We start from the raw sequence: 20,387 nt of genomic DNA, 5'->3' as shown, positions 1-20,387 counted from the left end.
CGGAGCTCCTCCCCAAACCGTTGCTTCAATGAGGCAAGGAAAAAAAGGGCATGTTCAGAATGTATATCCTGTCACCCTTCCCTCTCTTTATGCCACTATTTACGCGCGGTCTACCAGTTCCAAGTAAACCATAGGCGCAGCGTCACCGCGACGAGGTCCTAGTTTCATGATACGAGTGTATCCACCTGGACGCTCAGCGTAACGAGGTGCGATTTCGCCAAACAGTTTTTGAATTGCATCCTGTTCACCATCAATCGTCTCGCGACGTACATAAGCAGCCACTTGACGACGTGCATGAAGATCCCCTTGCTTCGCTTTGGTGATCAGCTTTTCAGCGATAGAACGAACTTCTTTCGCTTTTGCTTCAGTCGTTTGAATACGCTCATACAAGAACAGATCCGTTACGAGGTCACGGAACAATGCTTTACGAGCACTGGAGTTACGACCCAACTTTTGGTATGCCATGTTTTCCCCTCCTTCACTTCAAACGATCGCTTGCTATTCTTCTGTACGAAGTCCCAAACCAAGCTCTTCGAGCTTCTCTTGCACTTCTTCCAAAGATTTGCGACCAAGGTTACGCACCTTCATCATGTCTTCTTCAGTCTTAGTGGTCAATTCCTGAACCGTGTTGATACCAGCACGCTTCAAGCAGTTATAGGATCGAACAGATAGATCGAGCTCTTCGATCGTCATTTCGAGTACTTTTTCTTTTTTGTCTTCTTCTTTTTCAACCATGATCTCTGCATCTTTAGCTTCGTCAGTCAGACCAACGAACAAGAACAGGTGCTCGGTTAAAATTTTGGCGCCAAGACTAACCGCTTCTTCTGGACGAATGCTTCCATCAGTCCAAATTTCAAGCGTCAGCTTGTCATAGTTCGTTACTTGACCAACACGCGTATTCTCAACACCGTAGTTGACACGTGCAATCGGGGTATAGATGGAATCCACAGGGATGACGCCGATCGGTTGGTCATCGCGTTTATTCCGATCCGCTTGGACGTAGCCACGACCGCGATTGGCAAAAATACGCATGTGTAGTCTCGAACCTGGACCAATTGTTGCAATATGAAGATCCGGGTTAAGGATTTCCACATCACTATCCGCACGAATATCTCCGGCTGTTACAGCCCCTTCACCTTCAGCATCAATCTCAAGAACTTTCTCTTCATCCGAATGAATTTTCAAAGACAAAGCTTTCAGGTTCAAAATGATTTCCGTTACGTCTTCCATTACGCCAGGAACTGTAGCAAATTCATGCAACACACCATCGATTTGTACCGATGATACTGCTGCACCTGGAAGCGAGGAAAGCAAGATACGGCGAAGCGAGTTGCCCAGCGTCGTACCATATCCACGTTCCAACGGTTCCACCACAAATTTGCCGTAAGTGCCATCATCATTGACGTCTACCGTCTCAATTTTCGGCTTTTCGATTTCTATCACTGCAATACCCCTCCTTCAAAACGTCGGTCCTATATGAAACATTTACCTTATCTAGTGTAGCCATGTAGTATGCCTAAACAACCATTATTAACAGATTGTGCCGGATTATACCACACTAAGGGGGCAAATCTCATTAGACACGACGACGTTTTGGAGGACGGCATCCGTTATGTGGCACAGGAGTTACGTCTTTGATCAGGTTAACTTCCAGACCTGCAGCTTGCAAAGAGCGGATAGCTGCTTCGCGGCCAGCACCTGGTCCTTTAACCATAACTTCAACTACTTTCATGCCGTGTTCCATTGCTGCTTTAGCTGCAGTTTCTGCTGCCATTTGAGCTGCGAACGGAGTCGACTTACGGGAACCTCTAAATCCAAGACCGCCGGAGCTTGCCCAGGAAATAGCGTTACCGTGTGGATCCGTAATGGTAACAATTGTGTTGTTGAACGTGGAACGGATGTGTGCCACGCCAGACTCAATATTTTTACGGTCACGACGTTTAGTACGTACGACTTTTTTCGGTTTAGCCATTGTAGATTATCCTCCCTTCTTATTTCTTTTTGTTTGCTACAGTACGACGAGGACCTTTACGCGTACGAGCATTTGTTTTAGTACGTTGTCCACGAACTGGAAGCCCACGACGGTGACGAATACCGCGGTAGCAGCCAATCTCAGTCAGACGTTTAATATTTAAAGAAATTTCTCGACGAAGGTCACCTTCTACTTTAACCAATTTGTCGATACCATCACGTAATTTGCTCACTTCATCTTCCGTTAGATCACGGACACGAGTATTTGGACTAATGCCTGTTTCGCTCAGAATTTTCTGGGAAGTCGTTTTACCGATTCCGAAAATGTAAGTCAAGGCGATCTCAACGCGTTTGTCACGTGGCAAATCCACACCAGCTATACGAGCCATTTTACGCTACACCCCCTTCTATTAACCTTGTTTTTGTTTGTGTTTCGGATTTTCGCAGATGACCATTACATTACCCTTGCGGCGAATGACTTTGCATTTCTCGCAAATAGGTTTTACAGAAGGTCTTACCTTCATGTTGATTACCTCCTCAAAGTTTTACGATGAGTAAAACTGACTTCGAAAGCATTCCACAGCTTCATGGAAGCAGTCTCATGTACATAGGGTACACCAAGATTGCATTTACATGCAAAACTGTTGTAACTCTCATTCGTTATTTCAGAAAATGCACCTTACTATTTACGATAAGTTATACGCCCTTTGGTTAGATCATAAGGCGATAACTGAACAACCACTTTATCTCCTGTCAGAATGCGGATAAAATGCATCCGCAGCTTGCCGGATACGTGAGCTAGAATTTGATGACCATTTTCAAGCTCTACTTTGAACGTTGCGTTAGGAAGCGGCTCTATAACCGTTCCTTCCACTTCAATGACATCTTCTTTGGCCACAGATAGTCTCCTTTCTTCTTCAGCTTTGAACTTCGCTTGCATTTATGAACTGCTGGACTGCATAACGCAGTTTCCCGTTCGTAACCCGTCCAATTTCGTTAATACTGTTTACAACCTCGCTGCTGATCATCGGCTGGGGATCAAGATGAAGAAGGTTCTTCTTCTTAGCTCCATCAAACTTACGTTTGTCCCCGTCAGCAATATATACATATCTGTTGTCCTCAACAGCGATGACTACTGCAAACTGGCCAGCATCCCTGCCTCGAAGGATTTTTACGATTTGACCGATTTGTGGGATTTCTTCATTCATCTTCTCATCACCTACGCATCTCGCCTTCGCAAAAATGGAGTACAGATCGACCGTCATACGACATTGCAAACAATCGAATATAGCTGGGTATCCCATGCACCTTCGGTTCATCGACTGAAGTACAAATACTGGCAGGAAAACCGTGATAACCTGTGAAAGACGACACAGCCCCTTGACTGCGATGATATTGATCAGTCATTTGGTGAAGTTCTCCGGTCAAAACCCGAGATGAATTGTGAACCGTCTGATCTTCCTGTACTTGCGTACTGGATAACCGTTCCTCACTCTTCCAACCCAGTTCTGCATCGGACTTACAAATGATCATTACCATTAACCCCGCAGTAAGGATACGATCTCTTGCGATACCGCATGAATTTCCTGTTCCCCGTCGATTTGACGCAGAAGACCTTTGTTCTCATAAAACGTGAGGAGTGGTGCTGTTTTGTTGATATATTCGTCAAGACGAGTACCTACGCTCTCTTCGTTGTCGTCAGAACGCTGATACAACTCGCCGCCGCATTTATCACAAATACCTTCCTGTTTAGGCGGATTAAAAACAACATGATACGTAGAACCGCAATTTTTGCACAAACGGCGACCTGTAAGTCGAGCCAGCAATTTGTTGCGGTCAACCTTCAAGTTGATGACATGATCCAGACCAGTATTTAAACGTTCAAGAATACCGTCCAGCGCTTCTGCTTGTGAAATGGTCCGTGGAAATCCATCCAACAGGAATCCTTTCTCACAATCAGGCTGCTGAAGACGTTCTTCAACAATACCGATGGTAACATCGTCTGGTACAAGCTTACCCTGATCCATGTATTCTTTAGCTTTAATCCCAATAGGAGTTCCTTGCTTTATCGCCAAACGAAATGCATCGCCTGTCGAAATGTGAGGAATGCCGAATTCATTAACAATCGCTTCTGCTTGTGTCCCTTTTCCTGCCCCAGGAGGGCCCATGAATAAGATGTTCACGTTATGTCACTCCCTCCAAGACTATCCCTTCAACAAGAAACAGCACAATAGGTGCCGGTCTTAGCAACTCACCAGCAAGGGCGAACTATTGCATTCTACCGGAACCTATGGCTATTTATTGATGAAACCTTTGTAATGGCGTTTGATCAATTGACTTTCAATTTGCTTAGTCGTATCCAATGCTACACCAATTACGATCAGCATGGAAGTACCAGCAAGCTGTGCAACTTGAGGCAAACCGGAAAGTGAGCCCAAGAATACAGGTAGAACGGAAATGACAGCCAAGAACAAAGCTCCGGTCATCGTCAAACGAGTCAAGACACGGGACAAGTATTTCTCAGTTGCTTTACCCGGACGAATGCCTGGGATATAACCGCCGTTCTTCTTCATGTTATCAGCCATTTGCTGCGGGTTCATCTGCACGAAAGTGTAGAAGAACGTGAAACCAATAATCATGATAACATAGAGTACCATACCCAGAGGTCTGTCATATGACAAATGCTCTGTAACCCAGTTCGCCCAGCCATAACCTGCCCAGAATGAAGCGATAATGATCGGAAACTGAAGAAGTGATACAGCAAAAATGACAGGGATAACGCCCGCCGCATTAATTTTCAGCGGAATATGGGTGTTTTGTCCACCATACATTTTGTTACCTACAACTCGCTTAGCATATTGAACCGGAATCTTCCGGATCGCCTGCTGGATGTAGATAACCCCTACAATGGTCAGGAGAAGAACCAGTGCCACGATAACAACCTTAAGGATGTTCATGAACACTTGATCTGCCTGAATGAATTCTGATTCTACTGTTGTACGGATGACATTCGGAATGGTAGCTACGATACCGGCAAAGATAATGATTGAAATCCCGTTACCAATACCTCTTTCCGTGATCTGCTCACCAAGCCACATGAGGAATGATGTACCTGCTGTCAGTACAATGGCGATGACTATAAAGTCAATCATTGTTGCATTAGGCACCATTTCCTGTCCATACAACCGGTTAAATCCGATCGATGTACCAAATGCTTGGATTAATCCCAACACCACTGTACCATACCGAGTGAGCTGGGCTAATTTTTTCTTACCATGCTCACCTTGTTTGGCCCATTCCGCAAGTTTTGGAATAACATCCATCGATAACAATTGTGTAATGATGGATGCAGTAATATATGGCATAATCCCTAGCGCAAAGATCGAGAACTGGAACAACGCTCCGCCCGAGAATGTGTTTAGAAGACCAAACAATTCTCTGCCTTGCGAATCTACCGCTTCGAAGACTTCTTTGTTAACTCCTGGAACAGGAACAAAAGAGCCGATACGGTAAATAATTAGAACAAAGAGAGTGAACAAAATTCGTTTACGAAGATCTTCGACTCGCCATATATTCTTTAGGGATGTGAGCATTAGATCACCTCGGTTTTACCGCCGGCAGCTTCGATTTTCTCTACCGCAGATTGAGAGAACTTATTCGCTTTTACTGTAAGTTTCACAGTAACTTCGCCATTGCCAAGAATTTTGATGCCAGATTTTGTGTTTTTCACAATACCTGTTTCAACCAAAACTTCTGGAGTTACTTCTGTACCTGCTTCAAAACTATTCAGATCTTCAATGTTCACAACCGCATATTCTTTGCGGGTAGGGTTTACGAAACCGCGTTTTGGCAGACGACGATACAGTGGGTTTTGACCACCCTCGAAGCCTGGGCGAACACCACCGCCAGAACGAGCGTTTTGACCTTTGTGACCGCGACCTGATGTTTTACCCATACCGCTACTTGGACCGCGACCAACGCGTTTGCGTTCTTTACGGGATCCAGGAGCTGGAGAAAGCTCATGTAACTTCATCGATCGTTGCACCTCCTTAATGATTTGTGGGAACAAGCCCTATAATGCTATTCCTTATGCCTCGATTTCTTTAACAGAAACCAAGTGACTTACTTTATTCACCATACCGCGGATCGCAGCATTGTCGTTATGAACCACAGTTTGGTTGAGTTTACGAAGACCGAGTGTGTTAACAGTCGTTCTTTGTGTCTCAGGACGTCCGATCAAACTGCGAACGAGGGTAATTTCCAGTTTAGCCATGAGATTCCCTCCTTAGCCCCGAAGCTCTTCGACAGTTTTTCCACGCAATTTCGCTACATCTTCAGCGCGTTTCAAGCGGGACAAACCTTCCAAGGTCGCATTGACCATGTTCATGGAATTCGAAGAACCCAGTGATTTTGTCAAAATGTCACCCACACCAGCAAGTTCCAGAACGGCACGAACTGGACCACCAGCGATAACCCCAGTACCTTCAGAAGCTGGTTTCAAAAGAACACGGCCAGCTCCGAATTTACCAGTGATCAAGTGAGGAATTGTTGTTCCTACGAGTGGTACGTGGATTAGATTTTTCTTAGCATCTTCAATACCTTTGCGGATTGCATCAGGTACTTCGCCTGCTTTACCGATACCAGCTCCAACCCAGCCGTTGCCATCACCGACAACTACCAGAGCGCTGAAGCTGAAACGACGTCCGCCTTTTACTACTTTAGCAACGCGATTAATATTTACAACTCTTTCAGTGAGTTCTAAAGTGTTAGGATCTACACGCAAGTCGTTAACCTCCTTTTAAAAAATATCTTAGAATTCAAGCCCTGCTTCACGAGCAGCATCAGCCAAAGCTTGAATACGTCCATGATAAAGGTAGCCACCACGATCGAAAACGATGTTAGTGTATCCTTTTTCTTTCGCACGTTTAGCAACGAGAGCGCCAACTTTCTTAGCTGCCTCAACGTTACCACCGTTTGTGATTTCGCCGCTGATTTCTTTGTCTACAGTCGATGCAGATACAATCGTTACACCTGCTACATCATCGATCAGTTGAGCATAGATATGTTTATCGGAACGGAACACGTTCAAACGTGGACGCTCAGCCGTACCAGAAATTTTACCACGAACACGGATATGTCTTTTCAGACGCACTTTGTTCTTATCTTGTTTAGTAATCATTTCACGTTTCCTCCCTTCAGTTAGCCTTGAGTAGCTTCACATTAAGACGCACAGGGTATATTAGAAACACGAGCATCTCCTGAAAAGCCAGGGGACGGCACAAAGTCGGTAAGAAATCTTATTTCTTCTTACCGGCTTTACCTTCCTTACGGATGATGCGTTCGCCTTCATATTTAATCCCTTTACCTTTATAAGGCTCAGGTTCGCGCACAGAGCGGATTTCAGCTGCATAAGCACCTACGCGCTCTTTGTTGATTCCACGAACGATGATTTTAGTGTTCGAAGGAACTTCGAACTCAATACCCGGTTCCGGTGTGATTTCTACCGGATGGGAGTAACCTACGTTCAGCACGATTTTATCTCCGGATTTGCTTGCACGATATCCGACCCCAACCAGTTCCAGAGATTTGGAGAATCCTTCAGTTACGCCAAGCACCATGTTATTTACTACGGAACGAGTAGTACCGTGCAAAGAACGATGTGTTTTGTTATCAGAAGGACGTGTTACAGTAATTTCATTATTTTCAACGGCAACCTTCATTTCTTTATGAAGTTCGCGTGTAAGTGTACCTTTAGGACCTTTAACCGTGATAGCGGTGTTGTCCAGAGTGACTTCTACGCCACTTGGTACTGTAATTGGTTTACGACCAATACGGGACATGTTGTTGCACCTCCTTGTTCTGTGACTTTATATTACCAAACGTAGCAGACAACTTCGCCGCCAGATTTAGCTTGACGAGCTTCTTTATCTGTCATTATACCTTTGGAAGTAGAGATGATCGCGATTCCGAGACCACCAAGTACGCGAGGTACTTCATTGCTTTTCGTGTAAACGCGAAGACCTGGTTTACTGATTCTTTTCAGACCAGTAATAACACGCTCGTTGTTTTGACCGTATTTCAAGAAGATACGGATGATGCCTTGTTTGTTATCATCCACATATTCTGCATCACGGATGAAACCTTCGCGCTTCAGGATTTCAGCGATTTGTTTTTTCATCGTCGAAGCAGGCATTTCTACCGTTTCGTGACGAACTGTGTTCGCATTACGAATGCGAGTAAGCATATCTGCAATTGGATCAGACATAGTCATTGTGTGTAAACCTCCTTCCCGTTCAGGACTTTTTACCAGCTTGCTTTTTTCACGCCAGGGATCTGGCCTTTATAAGCTAATTCACGGAAACAAATTCTGCAAATTTTAAACTTCTGCAATACAGAATGTGGACGACCGCAACGTTCACAACGTGTATAAGCACGAACTTTGTACTTCGGTGTGCGTTGTTGTTTAACTTTCATTGAAGTTTTTGCCACTTAGCCTGACACCTCCTAAATAATTTCGGAGAATTCGGGACCCTAGCTGGATTCCCGGATACTGTTATTTCTTACTTTGCGAATGGCATACCAAGTTGAGTAAGCAATTCGCGGGACTCTTCGTCCGTTTTAGCTGTAGTTACGATTACGATATCCATACCGCGCACTTTGTCGACTTTATCATACTCAATCTCTGGGAAGATGAGTTGTTCTTTAAGTCCAAGTGTGTAGTTACCGCGACCATCGAACGCTTTGTTCGATACGCCTTGGAAGTCACGTACACGAGGTAGAGTGATGTTGAACAGTTTATCAAGGAAGTGGTACATACGCTCTCCGCGCAATGTTACTTTAACCCCGATTGGCATGTTCTCACGAAGTTTAAAACCGGCGATCGATTTTTTAGCTTTAGTGATTACTGGTTTTTGACCAGAGATCAGCTGCATATCGTTCACAGCGGAATCAAGTACTTTGGAGTTTTGGACAGCGTCGCCCACACCCATGTTGATTACCACTTTCTCGATTTTAGGAACTTGCATTACTGTGCTGTATTCAAACTTCTGCATCAAAGCAGGAGTTACTTCATTCAGAAAACGTTCTTTCATTCTTGCCATGAATTATGGACCTCCTTTCTCATTCGATTACATTAGTCGATCGATTCTCCGGAACGTTTAGCAACGCGTACTTTATTGCCGTTGTCTAAAACATTGTAACCAATACGAGTTACATTTCCGCTCTTCGGATCAATGTGCATCACGTTCGATACATGGATTGGAGCTTCTTTCTCGATGATGCCGCCTTGTGGATTCAGCTGGTTAGGCTTTTGGTGTTTCTTCACGAGGTTAACACCTTCAACAAGAACGCGATTCTCACGAGGATAAGCTGCGATGACACGGCCTTTTTTGCCTTTGTCTTTACCGCTGATCACCATAACAGTGTCGTCTTTTTTGACGTGCAACTTGTTGTTATGAGATTCCAGGACTTTTTTCACTTTTGCCATTTCGTACACCTCCTATGACTTGCGTGAACAAGTATGAATCGAATCCTTTATACAAGGATCAATATACGTTCATTAGATAACTTCTGGAGCCAAGGAAACGATCTTCATGTAGTCTTTCTCGCGAAGTTCGCGAGCAACTGGTCCGAAAATACGAGTTCCGCGTGGGCTTCTGTCTTCCTTAACAACAACTGCTGCATTCTCATCAAATGCAATGTAAGATCCGTCTTTACGACGAACAGAACGTTTCGTACGAACAACTACCGCTCTTACTACATCACCTTTTTTGACAACGCCGCCTGGTGTTGCTTGTTTGACTGAACAAACGATCAGGTCTCCGATTTGTGCTGTACGACTACGTCCCGTACCACCCAGTACGCGGATACACATCAGTTCCTTCGCACCAGAGTTGTCAGCTACAGCCAAACGTGTAAATGGTTGAATCATCTTGTTTTCCTCCTTTCAGCAAAGCTGAATACCATTAAATGATAACCGCTTTTTCTACGACTTCAACAAGTCTCCAGTTTTTGTCTTTCGACAAAGGACGAGTTTCCATGATTTTAACAGTATCACCGATTTTCGCAGTGTTATTTTCATCATGTGCTTTGAACTTTTTCGTGTATTTGATGCGTTTATGGTACAAGTCATGCTTTTTGTAGGTTTCTACAGCAACCACGATTGTTTTGTCCATTTTGTCGCTAACCACTTTACCGATTTGCACTCGACGTGCGTTACGTTCTTCGCTCATTGTTGGCCTCCTTCCTCAATTACAGACGGATGTTCCATCCGGTACTATTTATTAGCTAATCCCAAGTTCTCTTTCACGGATGATCGTTTTAGCACGTGCAATTTCTTTACGTACGTCACGAATACGTGTCGGGTTATCAAGCTGACCGGTAGCGAGTTGAAAGCGGAGGTTAAAGAGTTCTTCTTTAAATCCGGCAATCTTTTGCTCAATTTCAGCAGTGGTTAGGTTGCGGAATTCACTAGCCTTCATTTACTTCACCACCCAATTCTTCACGTTTCACGAACTTCGTCTTGATTGGCAGCTTGTGAGCAGCCAGACGCATTGCTTCGCGAGCAACTTCTTCAGATACACCAGAAAGCTCGAACATGATCTTACCTGGTTTTACAACAGCAACCCATTTCTCAACATTACCTTTACCACTACCCATACGTACTTCGAGAGGCTTTTGAGTAATAGGTTTGTCTGGGAAGATTTTAATCCAAACTTTACCACCACGTTTGATGTAACGAGTCATCGCGATACGAGCAGCCTCGATCTGACGGTTCGTAATCCAAGATGGTTCAGTTGCTTGCAGACCGTACTCACCAAAGTTCAGTGTAGTTCCGCCTTTAGCTTGACCTTTCATGTGACCGCGTTGTTGCTTGCGGTGTTTTACGCGTTTTGGCACCAACATGATTAGTTGCCTCCTTCCTTAGCAGCTTGTTTCTTAGCCGTAGGAAGAACCTCTCCACGATAGATCCATACTTTCACGCCAAGACGGCCGTAAGTTGTATGAGCTTCTGCTGTACCATAGTCGATGTCGGCACGAAGCGTGTGCAGTGGAACAGTTCCTTCACTGTAGCCTTCAGAACGTGCGATCTCAGCACCGCCAAGACGTCCGCCTACTTGTGTTTTGATACCTTTAGCACCTGCACGCATAGTTCTTTGAATTGCTTGTTTCAGAGCACGACGGAAAGAAACACGGCGTTCCAATTGTTGTGCAATGCTTTCAGCAACGAGAATTGCGTCAAGGTCTGGTTGTTTGATTTCAGAGATGTTGATATGAACTTTCTTACCGCCAGCAATCTTCGTGATCTGACCACGGAGAATTTCAACTTCAGAACCACCTTTACCGATAACCATTCCTGGTTTAGCAGTGTGGATCGTTACGTTGACACGGTTAGCCGCTCTCTCGATTTCAATACGAGATACTGCGGAATCTTTCAATTTATTTTTCAGGTATTCACGAATTTTAACGTCTTCCAGCAAGAGATCACCGAAATCTTTGCCTGCGTACCATTTGGATTCCCAGTCACGAATGACACCAATACGGAGTCCAACGGGATTTACCTTTTGTCCCACACGTTTTCCCTCCTTATTTTTCAGATACCACCAAAGTAATGTGGCTAGTGCGTTTGTTGATCCGGCTTGCACGTCCCATTGCACGAGGGCGGAAACGTTTCATTGTCGGACCTTGGTTTACGTAAGCTTGCGAGATAACCAGTTTGTTAACATCCAGGGAGTAGTTGTGCTCCGCGTTTGCGATAGCAGAGTTCAGCAACTTCTCAACTACTGGAGAAGCGGATTTTGGAGTGTGGCGCAGAATCGCGATCGCCTCGCCCACTTGCTTGCCGCGAATCAAGTCAACAACGAGTTGAACTTTACGAGGAGCAATCCGAATAAACTTGGCATGTGCTTTTGCTTCCATTGTTTAACCTCCTCTCAAACATTAGCGCTTGATGATCATTTATCTTCTAGTCTTCTTATCGTCTGCTGCATGGCCTTTATAAGTACGCGTAGGAGCGAACTCACCCAGCTTGTGTCCAACCATATCTTCCGTTACATATACAGGAACGTGTTTACGGCCGTCATACACACCAAACGTATGTCCAATGAATTGTGGGAAAATTGTAGAACGACGGGACCAAGTTTTGATCACCAGCTTTTTGCCAGACTCGTTCATGTCTTCTACTTTTTTCAACAGGTAGCCATCTACGAATGGCCCTTTTTTAAGACTGCGACTCATGTGTAAATCCTCCCTTCATCCAATGTTCTCGTTCATTCACGATCGCTCGCGCGAAGTTATGCACAGATAGACTGTGTATTACTTCGTGCGGCGGCGAACGATGTATTTGTCAGAAGCTTTGTTTTTCTTACGCGTTTTGTAACCAAGAGTTGGTTTACCCCATGGAGACATTGGCGATTTACGTCCGATTGGAGCGCGTCCTTCACCACCACCGTGAGGGTGATCGTTAGGGTTCATTACTACCCCGCGAACTTCAGGACGTTGTCCGAGCCAGCGGCTACGGCCTGCTTTACCGATTTTAATAAGTTCGTGATCTTCGTTACCAACAGATCCGATTGTAGCGCGGCAAGTTTTAAGGATGCGGCGTACTTCACCGGAAGAAAGACGAACTGTTACATATTTTTCTTCTTTACCAAGAAGTTGAGCTTCAGTACCAGCTGCGCGAACCAATTGTCCACCTTTACCTGGTTGAAGTTCGATGTTGTGGATAACGGTACCTACTGGAATGTTCTCAAGTGGCAATGCGTTACCTGTTTTGATGTCGGAGCTAGGTCCGGATTCGATTTGATCCCCTACTTTAAGTCCTTTAGGAGCGATGATGTAACGTTTCTCACCATCTGCATAATGGATCAGAGCGATGTTGGAAGTACGGTTCGGGTCATACTCGATTGTAGCAACGCGGCCCGGTATTCCATCTTTAGTACGTTTAAAATCAATAATACGGTATTTACGTTTGTGTCCGCCGCCATGATGACGAACCGTAATTTTACCTTGGTTGTTACGGCCAGCTGTTTTGCTCAGTGGAGCAAGCAGCGATTTCTCTGGCTGATTTGTTGTGATCTCTTCAAAAGTAGACACAGACATGTTACGTCTAGCCGGAGACGTCGGTTTGTACTTTTTGATTGGCACTGATTTTCCCTCCTTACTTCAAGTTTCTTATTATACCGATTCAAAGAACTCAAGAGCTTTGCTGTCTGGAGTCAAAGTTACGAATGCTTTTTTCCACTCAGGAGTGTATCCAGAGTAACGTCCGTAGCGTTTCAACTTACCAGGTACGCGAAGAGTGTTCACGTTTTTCACTTTAACGTTGAAGATTTCTTCAACAGCAGCTTTGATTTCGGTTTTGTTCGCACGGATATCGACTTCAAATACATATTTCAAGTCGGCCATCATATCAGCTGTACGTTCAGTAATCACCGGACGTTTAATAATGTCACGAGGATTCTTCATTACGCGAGCACCTCCTCTACCTTCTGAACTGCTTCTTTCGTAATGATCAGTTTGTCGTACGTAAGTACGTCAAGAACATTAATGCCGTCAGCCGCTACAAATTTCACACCAGGAATATTTCTTGCGGAAAGAGCAACATTATCATCATAGCCCGGAGCAACGATCAAAGCTTTGCGATCTACTTTGAGGTTATTCAAAATAGCTGCAAACTCTTTAGTTTTCGGTGCATTCAGAGCAAGAGCATCCAGAACGATAATTTCGTTATCAATCACTTTGGAAGACAAAGCGGATTTAATCGCCAGACGACGAACTTTCTTAGGCAGTTTGAACGCATAGCTGCGTGGTGTTGGACCAAACACAGTACCGCCGCCTACCCATTGTGGTGCACGGATCGAACCTTGACGAGCGCGTCCAGTACCTTTTTGTTTCCAAGGCTTACGTCCACCGCCGCGTACTTCAGAACGTCCTTTTACTTTGTGTGTACCTTGACGCAGGGAAGCGCGTTGCATAACAACAGCATCGTGAAGTACATGGGTGTTCGGCTCAATTCCGAATACTGCATCGTTCAGTTCAACTTCTCCTACTTGGCTACCACTGACATTAAAAAGTGCTACTTTTGGCATTTTGTGTTCCTCCTTTCTTTAGGTGATTATTTCTTCACCGATTCTCTAATTTTAACGAAGCTGTTTTTCGGTCCAGGAATAGAACCTTTAACAAGCAATACGTTACGCTCAGCGTCTACTTTGATAACTTCAAGACGTTGAATTGTGATTGTCTCATGACCCATATGTCCCGGAAGGTGTTTACCTTTAGGAACACGGTTCGCTTGGATGGAACCCATGGAACCAGGACCTCTATGATAACGGGAACCGTGAGACATAGGTCCAGTGCTTTGTCCCCAACGTTTGATAACGCCGGCAAAACCTTTACCTTTGGAGATTCCTGTTACGTCAACAAATTCGCCTTCAGCGAAGATGTCTGCTTTAATTTCTTGGCCAACCTCGAATCCCGCAAGATCAACACCGCGGAGTTCGCGAACGTAGCGCTTAGGAGCTGTATTAGCTTTTTTCGCATGTCCTGTTTCAGGTTTGTTAGCACTTTTTTCTTTCTTATCGGCATAACCTAGTTGAACCGCTTCATAGCCGTCGTTCTCAAGGTCTTTCTTTTGCAAGACAACAGATGGACCTGCTTCAATAACTGTAACAGGGATTACGTTACCTTCTGGAGTAAACACTTGCGTCATGCCTAGTTTTTTACCTAAGATACCTTTCATGTTGACACCTCTTTTCCTTCCATTAATACATTACTAGATTACAATTTAATTTCGATATCTACACCGGACGGCAGATCCAAGCGCATCAAGGCATCCACAGTTTGTGGAGTTGGGTTAACAATATCGATCAAACGCTTATGTGTGCGCATTTCGAATTGCTCCCGGGAATCCTTGTACTTGTGTACCGCACGGAGAATAGTAATAATTTGTTTCTCAGTTGGAAGCGGAATCGGACCGGATACACCTGCACCCGAACGTTTTGCCGTTTCAACAATTTTCTCAGCGGATTGATCAAGAATTCTGTGGTCGTAAGCTTTCAAACGAATACGAATTTTTTGCTTTGCCATTTTAGTCCCTCCTTCTATCGCCCAATTTAATATCGGACATACTCCGTGAAAATTTTCTGACCCACTCTCCCATGGCAAAGGGGCCGGGTGTGTCAGTAACCTCTCACATCATCGCAACGTCACAGAACAACATTCATTATTATATAGAAAACTTAGGCGCAATGCAAGCTTTTATATAAAAAAGATAAATAAAATTCTGAATCGACTTCAGTTTCCTATTTTCTCGAATGCACTTCCCGAATCGCAACTCGAATTATTATATATGATAGAGCTCTAAAAAGCCAAAGGTAATTTATGAAAATGAATTTCTTATATAGAAAAAGGATCTTGGCGATTAACGCCAAGATCCTTTTGTTCGTTCCGATACACTGTTGCTCATTACAGTACACTGTTACTTTATATGATTCGGCTTGCAGCCAAATTATTTAATGATTGTTGCTACCGCACCAGCGCCTACTGTACGTCCACCTTCACGAATAGAGAACTTAGTTCCTTCTTCGATAGCGATTGGAGCGATCAGGGATACTGTTACTTCGATGTTGTCGCCAGGCATAACCATTTCAGTACCTTCTGGCAGGTTGATGATACCCGTTACGTCAGTTGTACGGAAGTAGAACTGAGGACGGTATCCAGTGAAGAAAGGCTTATGACGGCCACCTTCTTCTTTAGTCAGAACGTATACTTGAGCAGTGAACTCAGTATGAGGTTTAACTGAACCTGGTTTGGAAAGCACTTGTCCACGCTCGATTTGAGCACGGTCTACACCACGAAGCAATGCTCCGATGTTGTCACCCGCTTGAGCGGAATCCAGAAGTTTACGGAACATTTCAACGCCCGTTACTACGGATTTTTTGGACTCTTCAGCGATACCAACGATTTCGATTTCATCGCCGACTTTAACAGTACCACGCTCTACACGGCCTGTAGCAACTGTACCACGACCAGTGATGGAGAATACGTCCTCGACAGGCATCAAGAAAGGCTTGTCAGTGTCGCGCTCAGGAGTTGGGATGTAAGTGTCGATCTCTTTGAACATCTCAATGATTTTTTGAGCCCACTCGCCATCTGGGTTTTGAAGAGCTTCACGAGCAGATCCACGAGTGATTGGAGTGTCATCACCTGGGAAGTCGTATTCGCTAAGAAGGTCGCGAACTTCCATTTCAACCAGTTCAAGAAGTTCTTCGTCTTCTACCATGTCGCATTTGTTCAAGAATACTACGATGTAAGGTACGCCTACTTGGCGGGACAGAAGGATGTGCTCACGAGTTTGCGGCATAGGACCGTCAGCTGCGGATACAACCAGGATCGCTCCGTCCATTTGTGCAGCACCAGTGATCATGTTTTTAACATAGTCGGCGTGACCTGGGCAGTCAACGTGTGCATAGTGACGTGCATCAGTTTCGTACTCTACGTGTGCAGTAGAGATTGTGATACCGCGTTCGCGCTCTTCTGGAGCTTTGTCGATTTGATCGAATGCAACTGCTGCACCGCCGTAAGTTTTGGACAATACAGTAGTGATTGCTGCAGTCAAAGTAGTTTTACCATGGTCAACGTGACCAATAGTACCAATGTTAACGTGTGGTTTATTACGTTCGAATTTAGCCTTTGCCATTTGAACGTGGCCTCCTTAAAGTGGTTTATATTATATGTTGGCACTGTGTCTACAGCACCATAAGTAAACCTTATGACGCTGTGTACATCAGTGAGTAAAACTTATTCTCCCTTAACTTTGGACACGATTTCCTCGGAGATTGTTCTTGGTACTTCTTCGTAGTGAGAAAGTTCCATGGAGAACACTCCGCGTCCTTGTGTACCAGAACGGAGAGTTGTGGAGTATCCAAACATTTCAGAGAGAGGTACTTTAGCACGAATGATTTGCGTACCACCACGGGAATCCATACCTTCGATTCTACCGCGACGGGAGTTCAGCATACCCATTACGTCACCCATGTACTCTTCTGGAACAGTAACTTCCACTTTCATGATTGGCTCAAGCAGGACAGCTTTACACTTGTCTTTAGCTGCTTTAAGCGCCATTGATCCGGCAATTTTAAACGCCATCTCGTTGGAATCGACATCATGGTATGAACCGTCTACGATTGTAGCTTTAACGTCTACAAGTGGGAATCCTGCAAGGACACCATTTTTCATAGCTTCTTCAATACCTTGTTGAGCAGGACCAACGTATTCACGTGGTACAGATCCACCCACAATTTTGCTGTCGAATTGGTTACCGCTACCCGCTTCAAGCGGCTCGAATTCAACCCATACGTGTCCATACTGACCGCGGCCACCGGACTGACGTACGAATTTACCTTCAACGCGCGCTGCTTGACGGAATGTTTCACGGTAAGCAACCTGTGGTTGACCAATGTTTGTGTCCACTTTGAACTCACGACGCATACGGTCGATGATGATATCAAGGTGAAGCTCACCCATACCAGCCAAAATAGTTTGACCTGTTTCTTCATCAGTATGTGCACGAAGAGTTGGATCCTCTTCAGTCAACTTACCGAGAGCAACAGACATTTTGTCTTGGTCAGCTTTGGTTTTTGGTTCAACCGCGATTTGAATAACCGGATCAGGGAAGTTCATAGACTCCAGAATTACCGGATTCTTCTCATCACATAGTGTATCACCTGTACCTGTATCTTTCAAACCTACAGCAGATGCGATATCACCAGCATATACTTCAGTGATTTCTTGACGGCTGTTCGCGTGCATTTGAAGGATACGGCCGATACGTTCGCGTTTTCCTTTAGTTGCATTCAATACGTAGGATCCAGATGTAAGAACACCGGAGTATACGCGGAAGAATGTCAGTTTACCTACATAAGGATCCGTCATAATCTTGAACGCAAGTGCCGAGAACGGCTCTTCGTCAGAAGATTTACGAATCGCTTCTGTCCCATCTTCCAGATGACCTTTGATGTCAGGAACATCAATTGGAGCTGGCAGATAGTCTAGAACCGCATCCAGCATCAGCTGAACACCTTTGTTACGGTAAGAAGATCCACAGATAACTGGGAAGATTTTAACTTCTACTACCCCTTTACGAAGAGCGGATTTGATCTCATCAACAGTGAGTTCTTCGCCTTCTAGGTATTTCATAGTCAGATCTTCATCAAGCTCTGCTACTTTCTCGATCAGTTCCATACGAAGCTCTTCAACTTGATCTGCATATTCTGCAGGAATTGCAGTTTCTTCGATGTCTTTACCAAGATCGTCTTTATACATATATGCTTTTTGCTCAACGATATCAATGATACCAATGAAATCATTCTCAGCACCGATTGGAAGCTGAATAGCAACAGCATTTGCTTGAAGACGCTCGCGCATATCCTTTACAACGTTAAGGTAATCTGCACCGATGATATCCATTTTGTTTACATATGCGATACGAGGTACGCCATAACGGTCAGCCTGTCTCCATACAGTTTCAGACTGAGGCTCAACGCCTTCTTTCGCACTGAAAACACCTACTGCTCCGTCCAATACACGAAGGGAACGTTCAACTTCTACTGTGAAGTCAACGTGTCCCGGGGTATCAATGATATTAACGCGGTGACCTTTCCATTGAGCGGTCGTAGCAGCGGAAGTAATCGTGATCCCGCGCTCCTGTTCCTGCTCCATCCAGTCCATAGTCGCAGCACCCTCGTGAACTTCCCCGATTTTGTGCGTACGGCCTGTGTAGAACAAGATCCGCTCAGTGGTAGTAGTTTTACCGGCGTCAATATGCGCCATGATCCCGATGTTACGTGTATTTTTCAAGGAGAACTCTCTTGCCATGACATGGGTCTCCCTTCAAAATGAAGTTATATTTTAAAGACTGATAAATCCTACCAACGGTAGTGAGCAAACGCTTTGTTCGCTTCAGCCATTTTGTGTGTGTCTTCACGTTTCTTAACGGAAGCACCAGTGTTGTTGGAAGCGTCGATAATCTCAGCTGCCAAACGCTCTTCCATTGTTTTCTCACCGCGGCTGCGGGAGTAGTTTACGAGCCAACGTAGACCAAGGGAAGTACGTCTTTCCGGTTTAACCTCGATAGGTACTTGGTAGTTAGCACCGCCGACACGACGAGCTTTAACTTCCAGAACCGGCATAATATTTTTGATAGCTGCTTCAAAAACTTCCATAGGATCTTTACCCGTACGTTCTTGAATCAAGTTGAACGCATTGTAAAGAATGCTTTGAGCAACACCACGTTTTCCATCAAGCATGATGCGGTTGATCAGACGAGTAACAAGTTTGCTATTGTACACCGGATCAGGCAACACGTCTCTTTTGGTAACTGGACCTTTGCGTGGCATGGATATCCCCCTTTCTTGCATGTTTAATATTCTTAATTTGTTGTTGTTGTTGTTCTGTAACCGAAGCGCTTATTCGCAAACGGCTTACTGACTGTAAAATCAATGCATTGATCTTACGCTTTTTTAGCTTTAGGGCGTTTCGCACCATACTTGGAGCGAGCTTGCATACGGTTGTTAACACCTGCAGTATCAAGCGCACCACGAACGATATGGTAACGTACACCCGGAAGGTCTTTAACCCGACCACCGCGGATCAGAACGACACTGTGCTCTTGCAAGTTGTGTCCGATACCTGGGATGTAAGCAGTAACCTCAATACGGTTAGTCAAACGTACACGGGCATATTTACGAAGCGCGGAGTTCGGTTTCTTCGGAGTCATCGTACCTACACGAGTACAAACACCACGTTTTTGCGGAGCACTGATATCAGTAGACTCACGTTTTAGGGCATTGAAGCCTTTTTGCAACGCTGGAGATTTGGATTTGTAGATCTTTGCTTGACGTCCTTTACGAACGAGCTGATTAATAGTTGGCATGTTGCCACCCCCTTCCTAGATTCGTCATTCTATTTATAAACCTCAATTCTTAAGTCCACAGACCCAGGCGGTTCATAAAAGAACAAATGAAAAGTTTTTGCCGTTAGGAAGCTCTTGCATTCCAGACAAAAACATCTTCTTATACCTATTGTTTCAATACAGCCACCATAGCCGCTCCCACTTCAATTCCGCAAGCCTTGCCGAGCTGCTCCATCGTGTCGACTACATTCAGCTTCACTTGATGCTTCTCACATAGCGACTTGATCTTTGAAGTTATTCGCATATCAGCATCCTGTGCTACATAAACCTCAGCAGCCAGTCCTGATTCAACCATCTTCATGGTTTGCTTGGTACCGATCTTGACATGAGCATCCTGCAAAAAGTTGTCATTCGACATTTATCAATACCTCCGAAAAGACATGATAATATGCGGCTACTCACGCACCTTTGCTATATTAGCATTACAACACATTCTTTGTCAAGA

36 protein-coding genes are annotated in these 20,387 nt (G+C 44.7%); all 36 read right to left on the bottom strand.

Going from position 1 to position 20,387, the window contains the following annotated elements:
• Window positions 1-99: 99 nt before the first annotated feature.
• Window positions 100-465 carry a 50S ribosomal protein L17 gene (gene rplQ / locus ACFQ3J_RS26280; protein WP_047914067.1) on the bottom strand — a complete coding sequence of 122 codons (366 nt, stop codon included), beginning with the start codon at window positions 463-465 and terminating at the stop codon, window positions 100-102.
• Between the two features lie 33 nt (window positions 466-498).
• Complete coding sequence (locus ACFQ3J_RS26275; RefSeq protein ID WP_091161618.1) at window positions 499-1,443, bottom strand: DNA-directed RNA polymerase subunit alpha; 945 nt, start codon at window positions 1,441-1,443, stop codon at window positions 499-501.
• A 133-nt stretch (window positions 1,444-1,576) separates the two neighbouring features.
• Window positions 1,577-1,972, bottom strand: a complete 396-nt coding sequence (gene rpsK, locus ACFQ3J_RS26270) for a 30S ribosomal protein S11 (RefSeq protein ID WP_091161617.1) — start codon at window positions 1,970-1,972, stop codon at window positions 1,577-1,579.
• A 19-nt stretch (window positions 1,973-1,991) separates the two neighbouring features.
• Window positions 1,992-2,360, bottom strand: a complete 369-nt coding sequence (rpsM, locus tag ACFQ3J_RS26265) for a 30S ribosomal protein S13 (protein ID WP_091161615.1) — start codon at window positions 2,358-2,360, stop codon at window positions 1,992-1,994.
• Between the two features lie 21 nt (window positions 2,361-2,381).
• A complete protein-coding gene (rpmJ, locus tag ACFQ3J_RS26260; protein WP_003333770.1) occupies window positions 2,382-2,495 on the bottom strand; it encodes a 50S ribosomal protein L36 in 114 nt (37 codons plus the stop codon).
• A 158-nt stretch (window positions 2,496-2,653) separates the two neighbouring features.
• The gene (gene infA, locus ACFQ3J_RS26255; protein WP_006212898.1) at window positions 2,654-2,869 is read right to left on the bottom strand and encodes a translation initiation factor IF-1; all 216 of its coding nucleotides are present in this window, start codon (window positions 2,867-2,869) and stop codon (window positions 2,654-2,656) included.
• A 19-nt stretch (window positions 2,870-2,888) separates the two neighbouring features.
• Window positions 2,889-3,179, bottom strand: coding sequence for a KOW domain-containing RNA-binding protein (locus ACFQ3J_RS26250; RefSeq protein ID WP_047914070.1), 291 nt, complete (start codon window positions 3,177-3,179; stop codon window positions 2,889-2,891).
• 7 nt (window positions 3,180-3,186) lie between these two features.
• The gene (locus ACFQ3J_RS26245; RefSeq protein WP_139237053.1) at window positions 3,187-3,504 is read right to left on the bottom strand and encodes a hypothetical protein; all 318 of its coding nucleotides are present in this window, start codon (window positions 3,502-3,504) and stop codon (window positions 3,187-3,189) included.
• A 5-nt stretch (window positions 3,505-3,509) separates the two neighbouring features.
• A complete protein-coding gene (locus ACFQ3J_RS26240; protein ID WP_047914071.1) occupies window positions 3,510-4,154 on the bottom strand; it encodes an adenylate kinase in 645 nt (214 codons plus the stop codon).
• 111 nt (window positions 4,155-4,265) lie between these two features.
• Window positions 4,266-5,564, bottom strand: a complete 1,299-nt coding sequence (gene secY, locus ACFQ3J_RS26235) for a preprotein translocase subunit SecY (RefSeq protein ID WP_251584811.1) — start codon at window positions 5,562-5,564, stop codon at window positions 4,266-4,268.
• Complete coding sequence (rplO, locus tag ACFQ3J_RS26230; RefSeq protein ID WP_091161612.1) at window positions 5,564-6,004, bottom strand: 50S ribosomal protein L15; 441 nt, start codon at window positions 6,002-6,004, stop codon at window positions 5,564-5,566. Before rplO ends, secY begins: the two co-directional genes overlap by 1 nt.
• 54 nt (window positions 6,005-6,058) lie before the next feature.
• On the bottom strand, window positions 6,059-6,244 hold the full coding sequence (rpmD, locus tag ACFQ3J_RS26225) for a 50S ribosomal protein L30 (protein ID WP_091161611.1): 186 nt from the start codon (window positions 6,242-6,244) through the stop codon (window positions 6,059-6,061).
• A 12-nt stretch (window positions 6,245-6,256) separates the two neighbouring features.
• Window positions 6,257-6,754, bottom strand: a complete 498-nt coding sequence (rpsE, locus tag ACFQ3J_RS26220; RefSeq protein ID WP_091161609.1) for a 30S ribosomal protein S5 — start codon at window positions 6,752-6,754, stop codon at window positions 6,257-6,259.
• Between the two features lie 27 nt (window positions 6,755-6,781).
• Window positions 6,782-7,150, bottom strand: coding sequence for a 50S ribosomal protein L18 (gene rplR / locus ACFQ3J_RS26215; protein ID WP_091161607.1), 369 nt, complete (start codon window positions 7,148-7,150; stop codon window positions 6,782-6,784).
• Window positions 7,151-7,268: 118 nt separating this feature from the next.
• Entirely contained in the window at window positions 7,269-7,811 is a 543-nt protein-coding gene (rplF, locus tag ACFQ3J_RS26210; RefSeq protein ID WP_091161606.1) for a 50S ribosomal protein L6, read from the bottom strand.
• A gap of 32 nt (window positions 7,812-7,843) precedes the next feature.
• Window positions 7,844-8,242, bottom strand: a complete 399-nt coding sequence (rpsH, locus tag ACFQ3J_RS26205; protein ID WP_091161604.1) for a 30S ribosomal protein S8 — start codon at window positions 8,240-8,242, stop codon at window positions 7,844-7,846.
• 32 nt (window positions 8,243-8,274) lie between these two features.
• Window positions 8,275-8,460, bottom strand: coding sequence for a type Z 30S ribosomal protein S14 (locus ACFQ3J_RS26200; protein ID WP_074961883.1), 186 nt, complete (start codon window positions 8,458-8,460; stop codon window positions 8,275-8,277).
• A gap of 71 nt (window positions 8,461-8,531) precedes the next feature.
• Complete coding sequence (rplE, locus tag ACFQ3J_RS26195) at window positions 8,532-9,071, bottom strand: 50S ribosomal protein L5 (RefSeq protein WP_091161602.1); 540 nt, start codon at window positions 9,069-9,071, stop codon at window positions 8,532-8,534.
• 32 nt (window positions 9,072-9,103) lie between these two features.
• A complete protein-coding gene (gene rplX, locus ACFQ3J_RS26190) occupies window positions 9,104-9,457 on the bottom strand; it encodes a 50S ribosomal protein L24 (RefSeq protein ID WP_251584808.1) in 354 nt (117 codons plus the stop codon).
• A 72-nt stretch (window positions 9,458-9,529) separates the two neighbouring features.
• The gene (gene rplN / locus ACFQ3J_RS26185; protein WP_076315705.1) at window positions 9,530-9,901 is read right to left on the bottom strand and encodes a 50S ribosomal protein L14; all 372 of its coding nucleotides are present in this window, start codon (window positions 9,899-9,901) and stop codon (window positions 9,530-9,532) included.
• A gap of 34 nt (window positions 9,902-9,935) precedes the next feature.
• A complete protein-coding gene (rpsQ, locus tag ACFQ3J_RS26180; protein WP_076315704.1) occupies window positions 9,936-10,202 on the bottom strand; it encodes a 30S ribosomal protein S17 in 267 nt (88 codons plus the stop codon).
• 51 nt (window positions 10,203-10,253) lie between these two features.
• Window positions 10,254-10,451, bottom strand: a complete 198-nt coding sequence (gene rpmC / locus ACFQ3J_RS26175) for a 50S ribosomal protein L29 (RefSeq protein WP_047914082.1) — start codon at window positions 10,449-10,451, stop codon at window positions 10,254-10,256.
• A complete protein-coding gene (gene rplP / locus ACFQ3J_RS26170) occupies window positions 10,441-10,875 on the bottom strand; it encodes a 50S ribosomal protein L16 (protein WP_047914083.1) in 435 nt (144 codons plus the stop codon). The genes rpmC and rplP overlap by 11 nt, the downstream gene beginning before the upstream one ends.
• 2 nt (window positions 10,876-10,877) lie before the next feature.
• Window positions 10,878-11,543, bottom strand: a complete 666-nt coding sequence (rpsC, locus tag ACFQ3J_RS26165; protein ID WP_076315703.1) for a 30S ribosomal protein S3 — start codon at window positions 11,541-11,543, stop codon at window positions 10,878-10,880.
• Window positions 11,544-11,556: 13 nt separating this feature from the next.
• A complete protein-coding gene (rplV, locus tag ACFQ3J_RS26160; RefSeq protein WP_047914085.1) occupies window positions 11,557-11,889 on the bottom strand; it encodes a 50S ribosomal protein L22 in 333 nt (110 codons plus the stop codon).
• Window positions 11,890-11,928: 39 nt separating this feature from the next.
• Window positions 11,929-12,207, bottom strand: a complete 279-nt coding sequence (gene rpsS, locus ACFQ3J_RS26155; protein WP_076315702.1) for a 30S ribosomal protein S19 — start codon at window positions 12,205-12,207, stop codon at window positions 11,929-11,931.
• Window positions 12,208-12,285: 78 nt separating this feature from the next.
• A complete protein-coding gene (rplB, locus tag ACFQ3J_RS26150; RefSeq protein WP_091161598.1) occupies window positions 12,286-13,116 on the bottom strand; it encodes a 50S ribosomal protein L2 in 831 nt (276 codons plus the stop codon).
• A 30-nt stretch (window positions 13,117-13,146) separates the two neighbouring features.
• A complete protein-coding gene (rplW, locus tag ACFQ3J_RS26145; RefSeq protein ID WP_091161597.1) occupies window positions 13,147-13,437 on the bottom strand; it encodes a 50S ribosomal protein L23 in 291 nt (96 codons plus the stop codon).
• Window positions 13,437-14,060 (bottom strand): 50S ribosomal protein L4, encoded by a 624-nt coding sequence (gene rplD, locus ACFQ3J_RS26140; RefSeq protein ID WP_047914089.1) that lies wholly within the window; start codon window positions 14,058-14,060, stop codon window positions 13,437-13,439. The genes rplW and rplD overlap by 1 nt, the downstream gene beginning before the upstream one ends.
• Before the next feature lie 26 nt (window positions 14,061-14,086).
• Window positions 14,087-14,710 carry a 50S ribosomal protein L3 gene (gene rplC, locus ACFQ3J_RS26135; RefSeq protein ID WP_091161595.1) on the bottom strand — a complete coding sequence of 208 codons (624 nt, stop codon included), beginning with the start codon at window positions 14,708-14,710 and terminating at the stop codon, window positions 14,087-14,089.
• 38 nt (window positions 14,711-14,748) lie between these two features.
• Window positions 14,749-15,057, bottom strand: a complete 309-nt coding sequence (gene rpsJ / locus ACFQ3J_RS26130; RefSeq protein WP_005544556.1) for a 30S ribosomal protein S10 — start codon at window positions 15,055-15,057, stop codon at window positions 14,749-14,751.
• A 421-nt stretch (window positions 15,058-15,478) separates the two neighbouring features.
• The gene (gene tuf / locus ACFQ3J_RS26125) at window positions 15,479-16,669 is read right to left on the bottom strand and encodes an elongation factor Tu (RefSeq protein ID WP_091161594.1); all 1,191 of its coding nucleotides are present in this window, start codon (window positions 16,667-16,669) and stop codon (window positions 15,479-15,481) included.
• A gap of 101 nt (window positions 16,670-16,770) precedes the next feature.
• Window positions 16,771-18,846: an elongation factor G gene (gene fusA / locus ACFQ3J_RS26120; RefSeq protein ID WP_251584806.1), complete on the bottom strand. Its 2,076-nt coding sequence runs from the start codon at window positions 18,844-18,846 to the stop codon at window positions 16,771-16,773.
• Window positions 18,847-18,896: 50 nt separating this feature from the next.
• Complete coding sequence (gene rpsG / locus ACFQ3J_RS26115; RefSeq protein WP_047914093.1) at window positions 18,897-19,367, bottom strand: 30S ribosomal protein S7; 471 nt, start codon at window positions 19,365-19,367, stop codon at window positions 18,897-18,899.
• A gap of 113 nt (window positions 19,368-19,480) precedes the next feature.
• Window positions 19,481-19,903 carry a 30S ribosomal protein S12 gene (gene rpsL / locus ACFQ3J_RS26110; RefSeq protein ID WP_047914094.1) on the bottom strand — a complete coding sequence of 141 codons (423 nt, stop codon included), beginning with the start codon at window positions 19,901-19,903 and terminating at the stop codon, window positions 19,481-19,483.
• A gap of 145 nt (window positions 19,904-20,048) precedes the next feature.
• The gene (locus ACFQ3J_RS26105; RefSeq protein WP_091161591.1) at window positions 20,049-20,300 is read right to left on the bottom strand and encodes a ribosomal L7Ae/L30e/S12e/Gadd45 family protein; all 252 of its coding nucleotides are present in this window, start codon (window positions 20,298-20,300) and stop codon (window positions 20,049-20,051) included.
• Window positions 20,301-20,387: the final 87 nt, after the last annotated feature.

This window comes from Paenibacillus provencensis, from assembly GCF_042678545.1.
Classification (GTDB): domain Bacteria; phylum Bacillota; class Bacilli; order Paenibacillales; family Paenibacillaceae; genus Paenibacillus; species Paenibacillus provencensis.
Note: the sequence above shows the minus strand (reverse complement) of the source record. Positions and strands in the feature narration are given on the sequence as shown.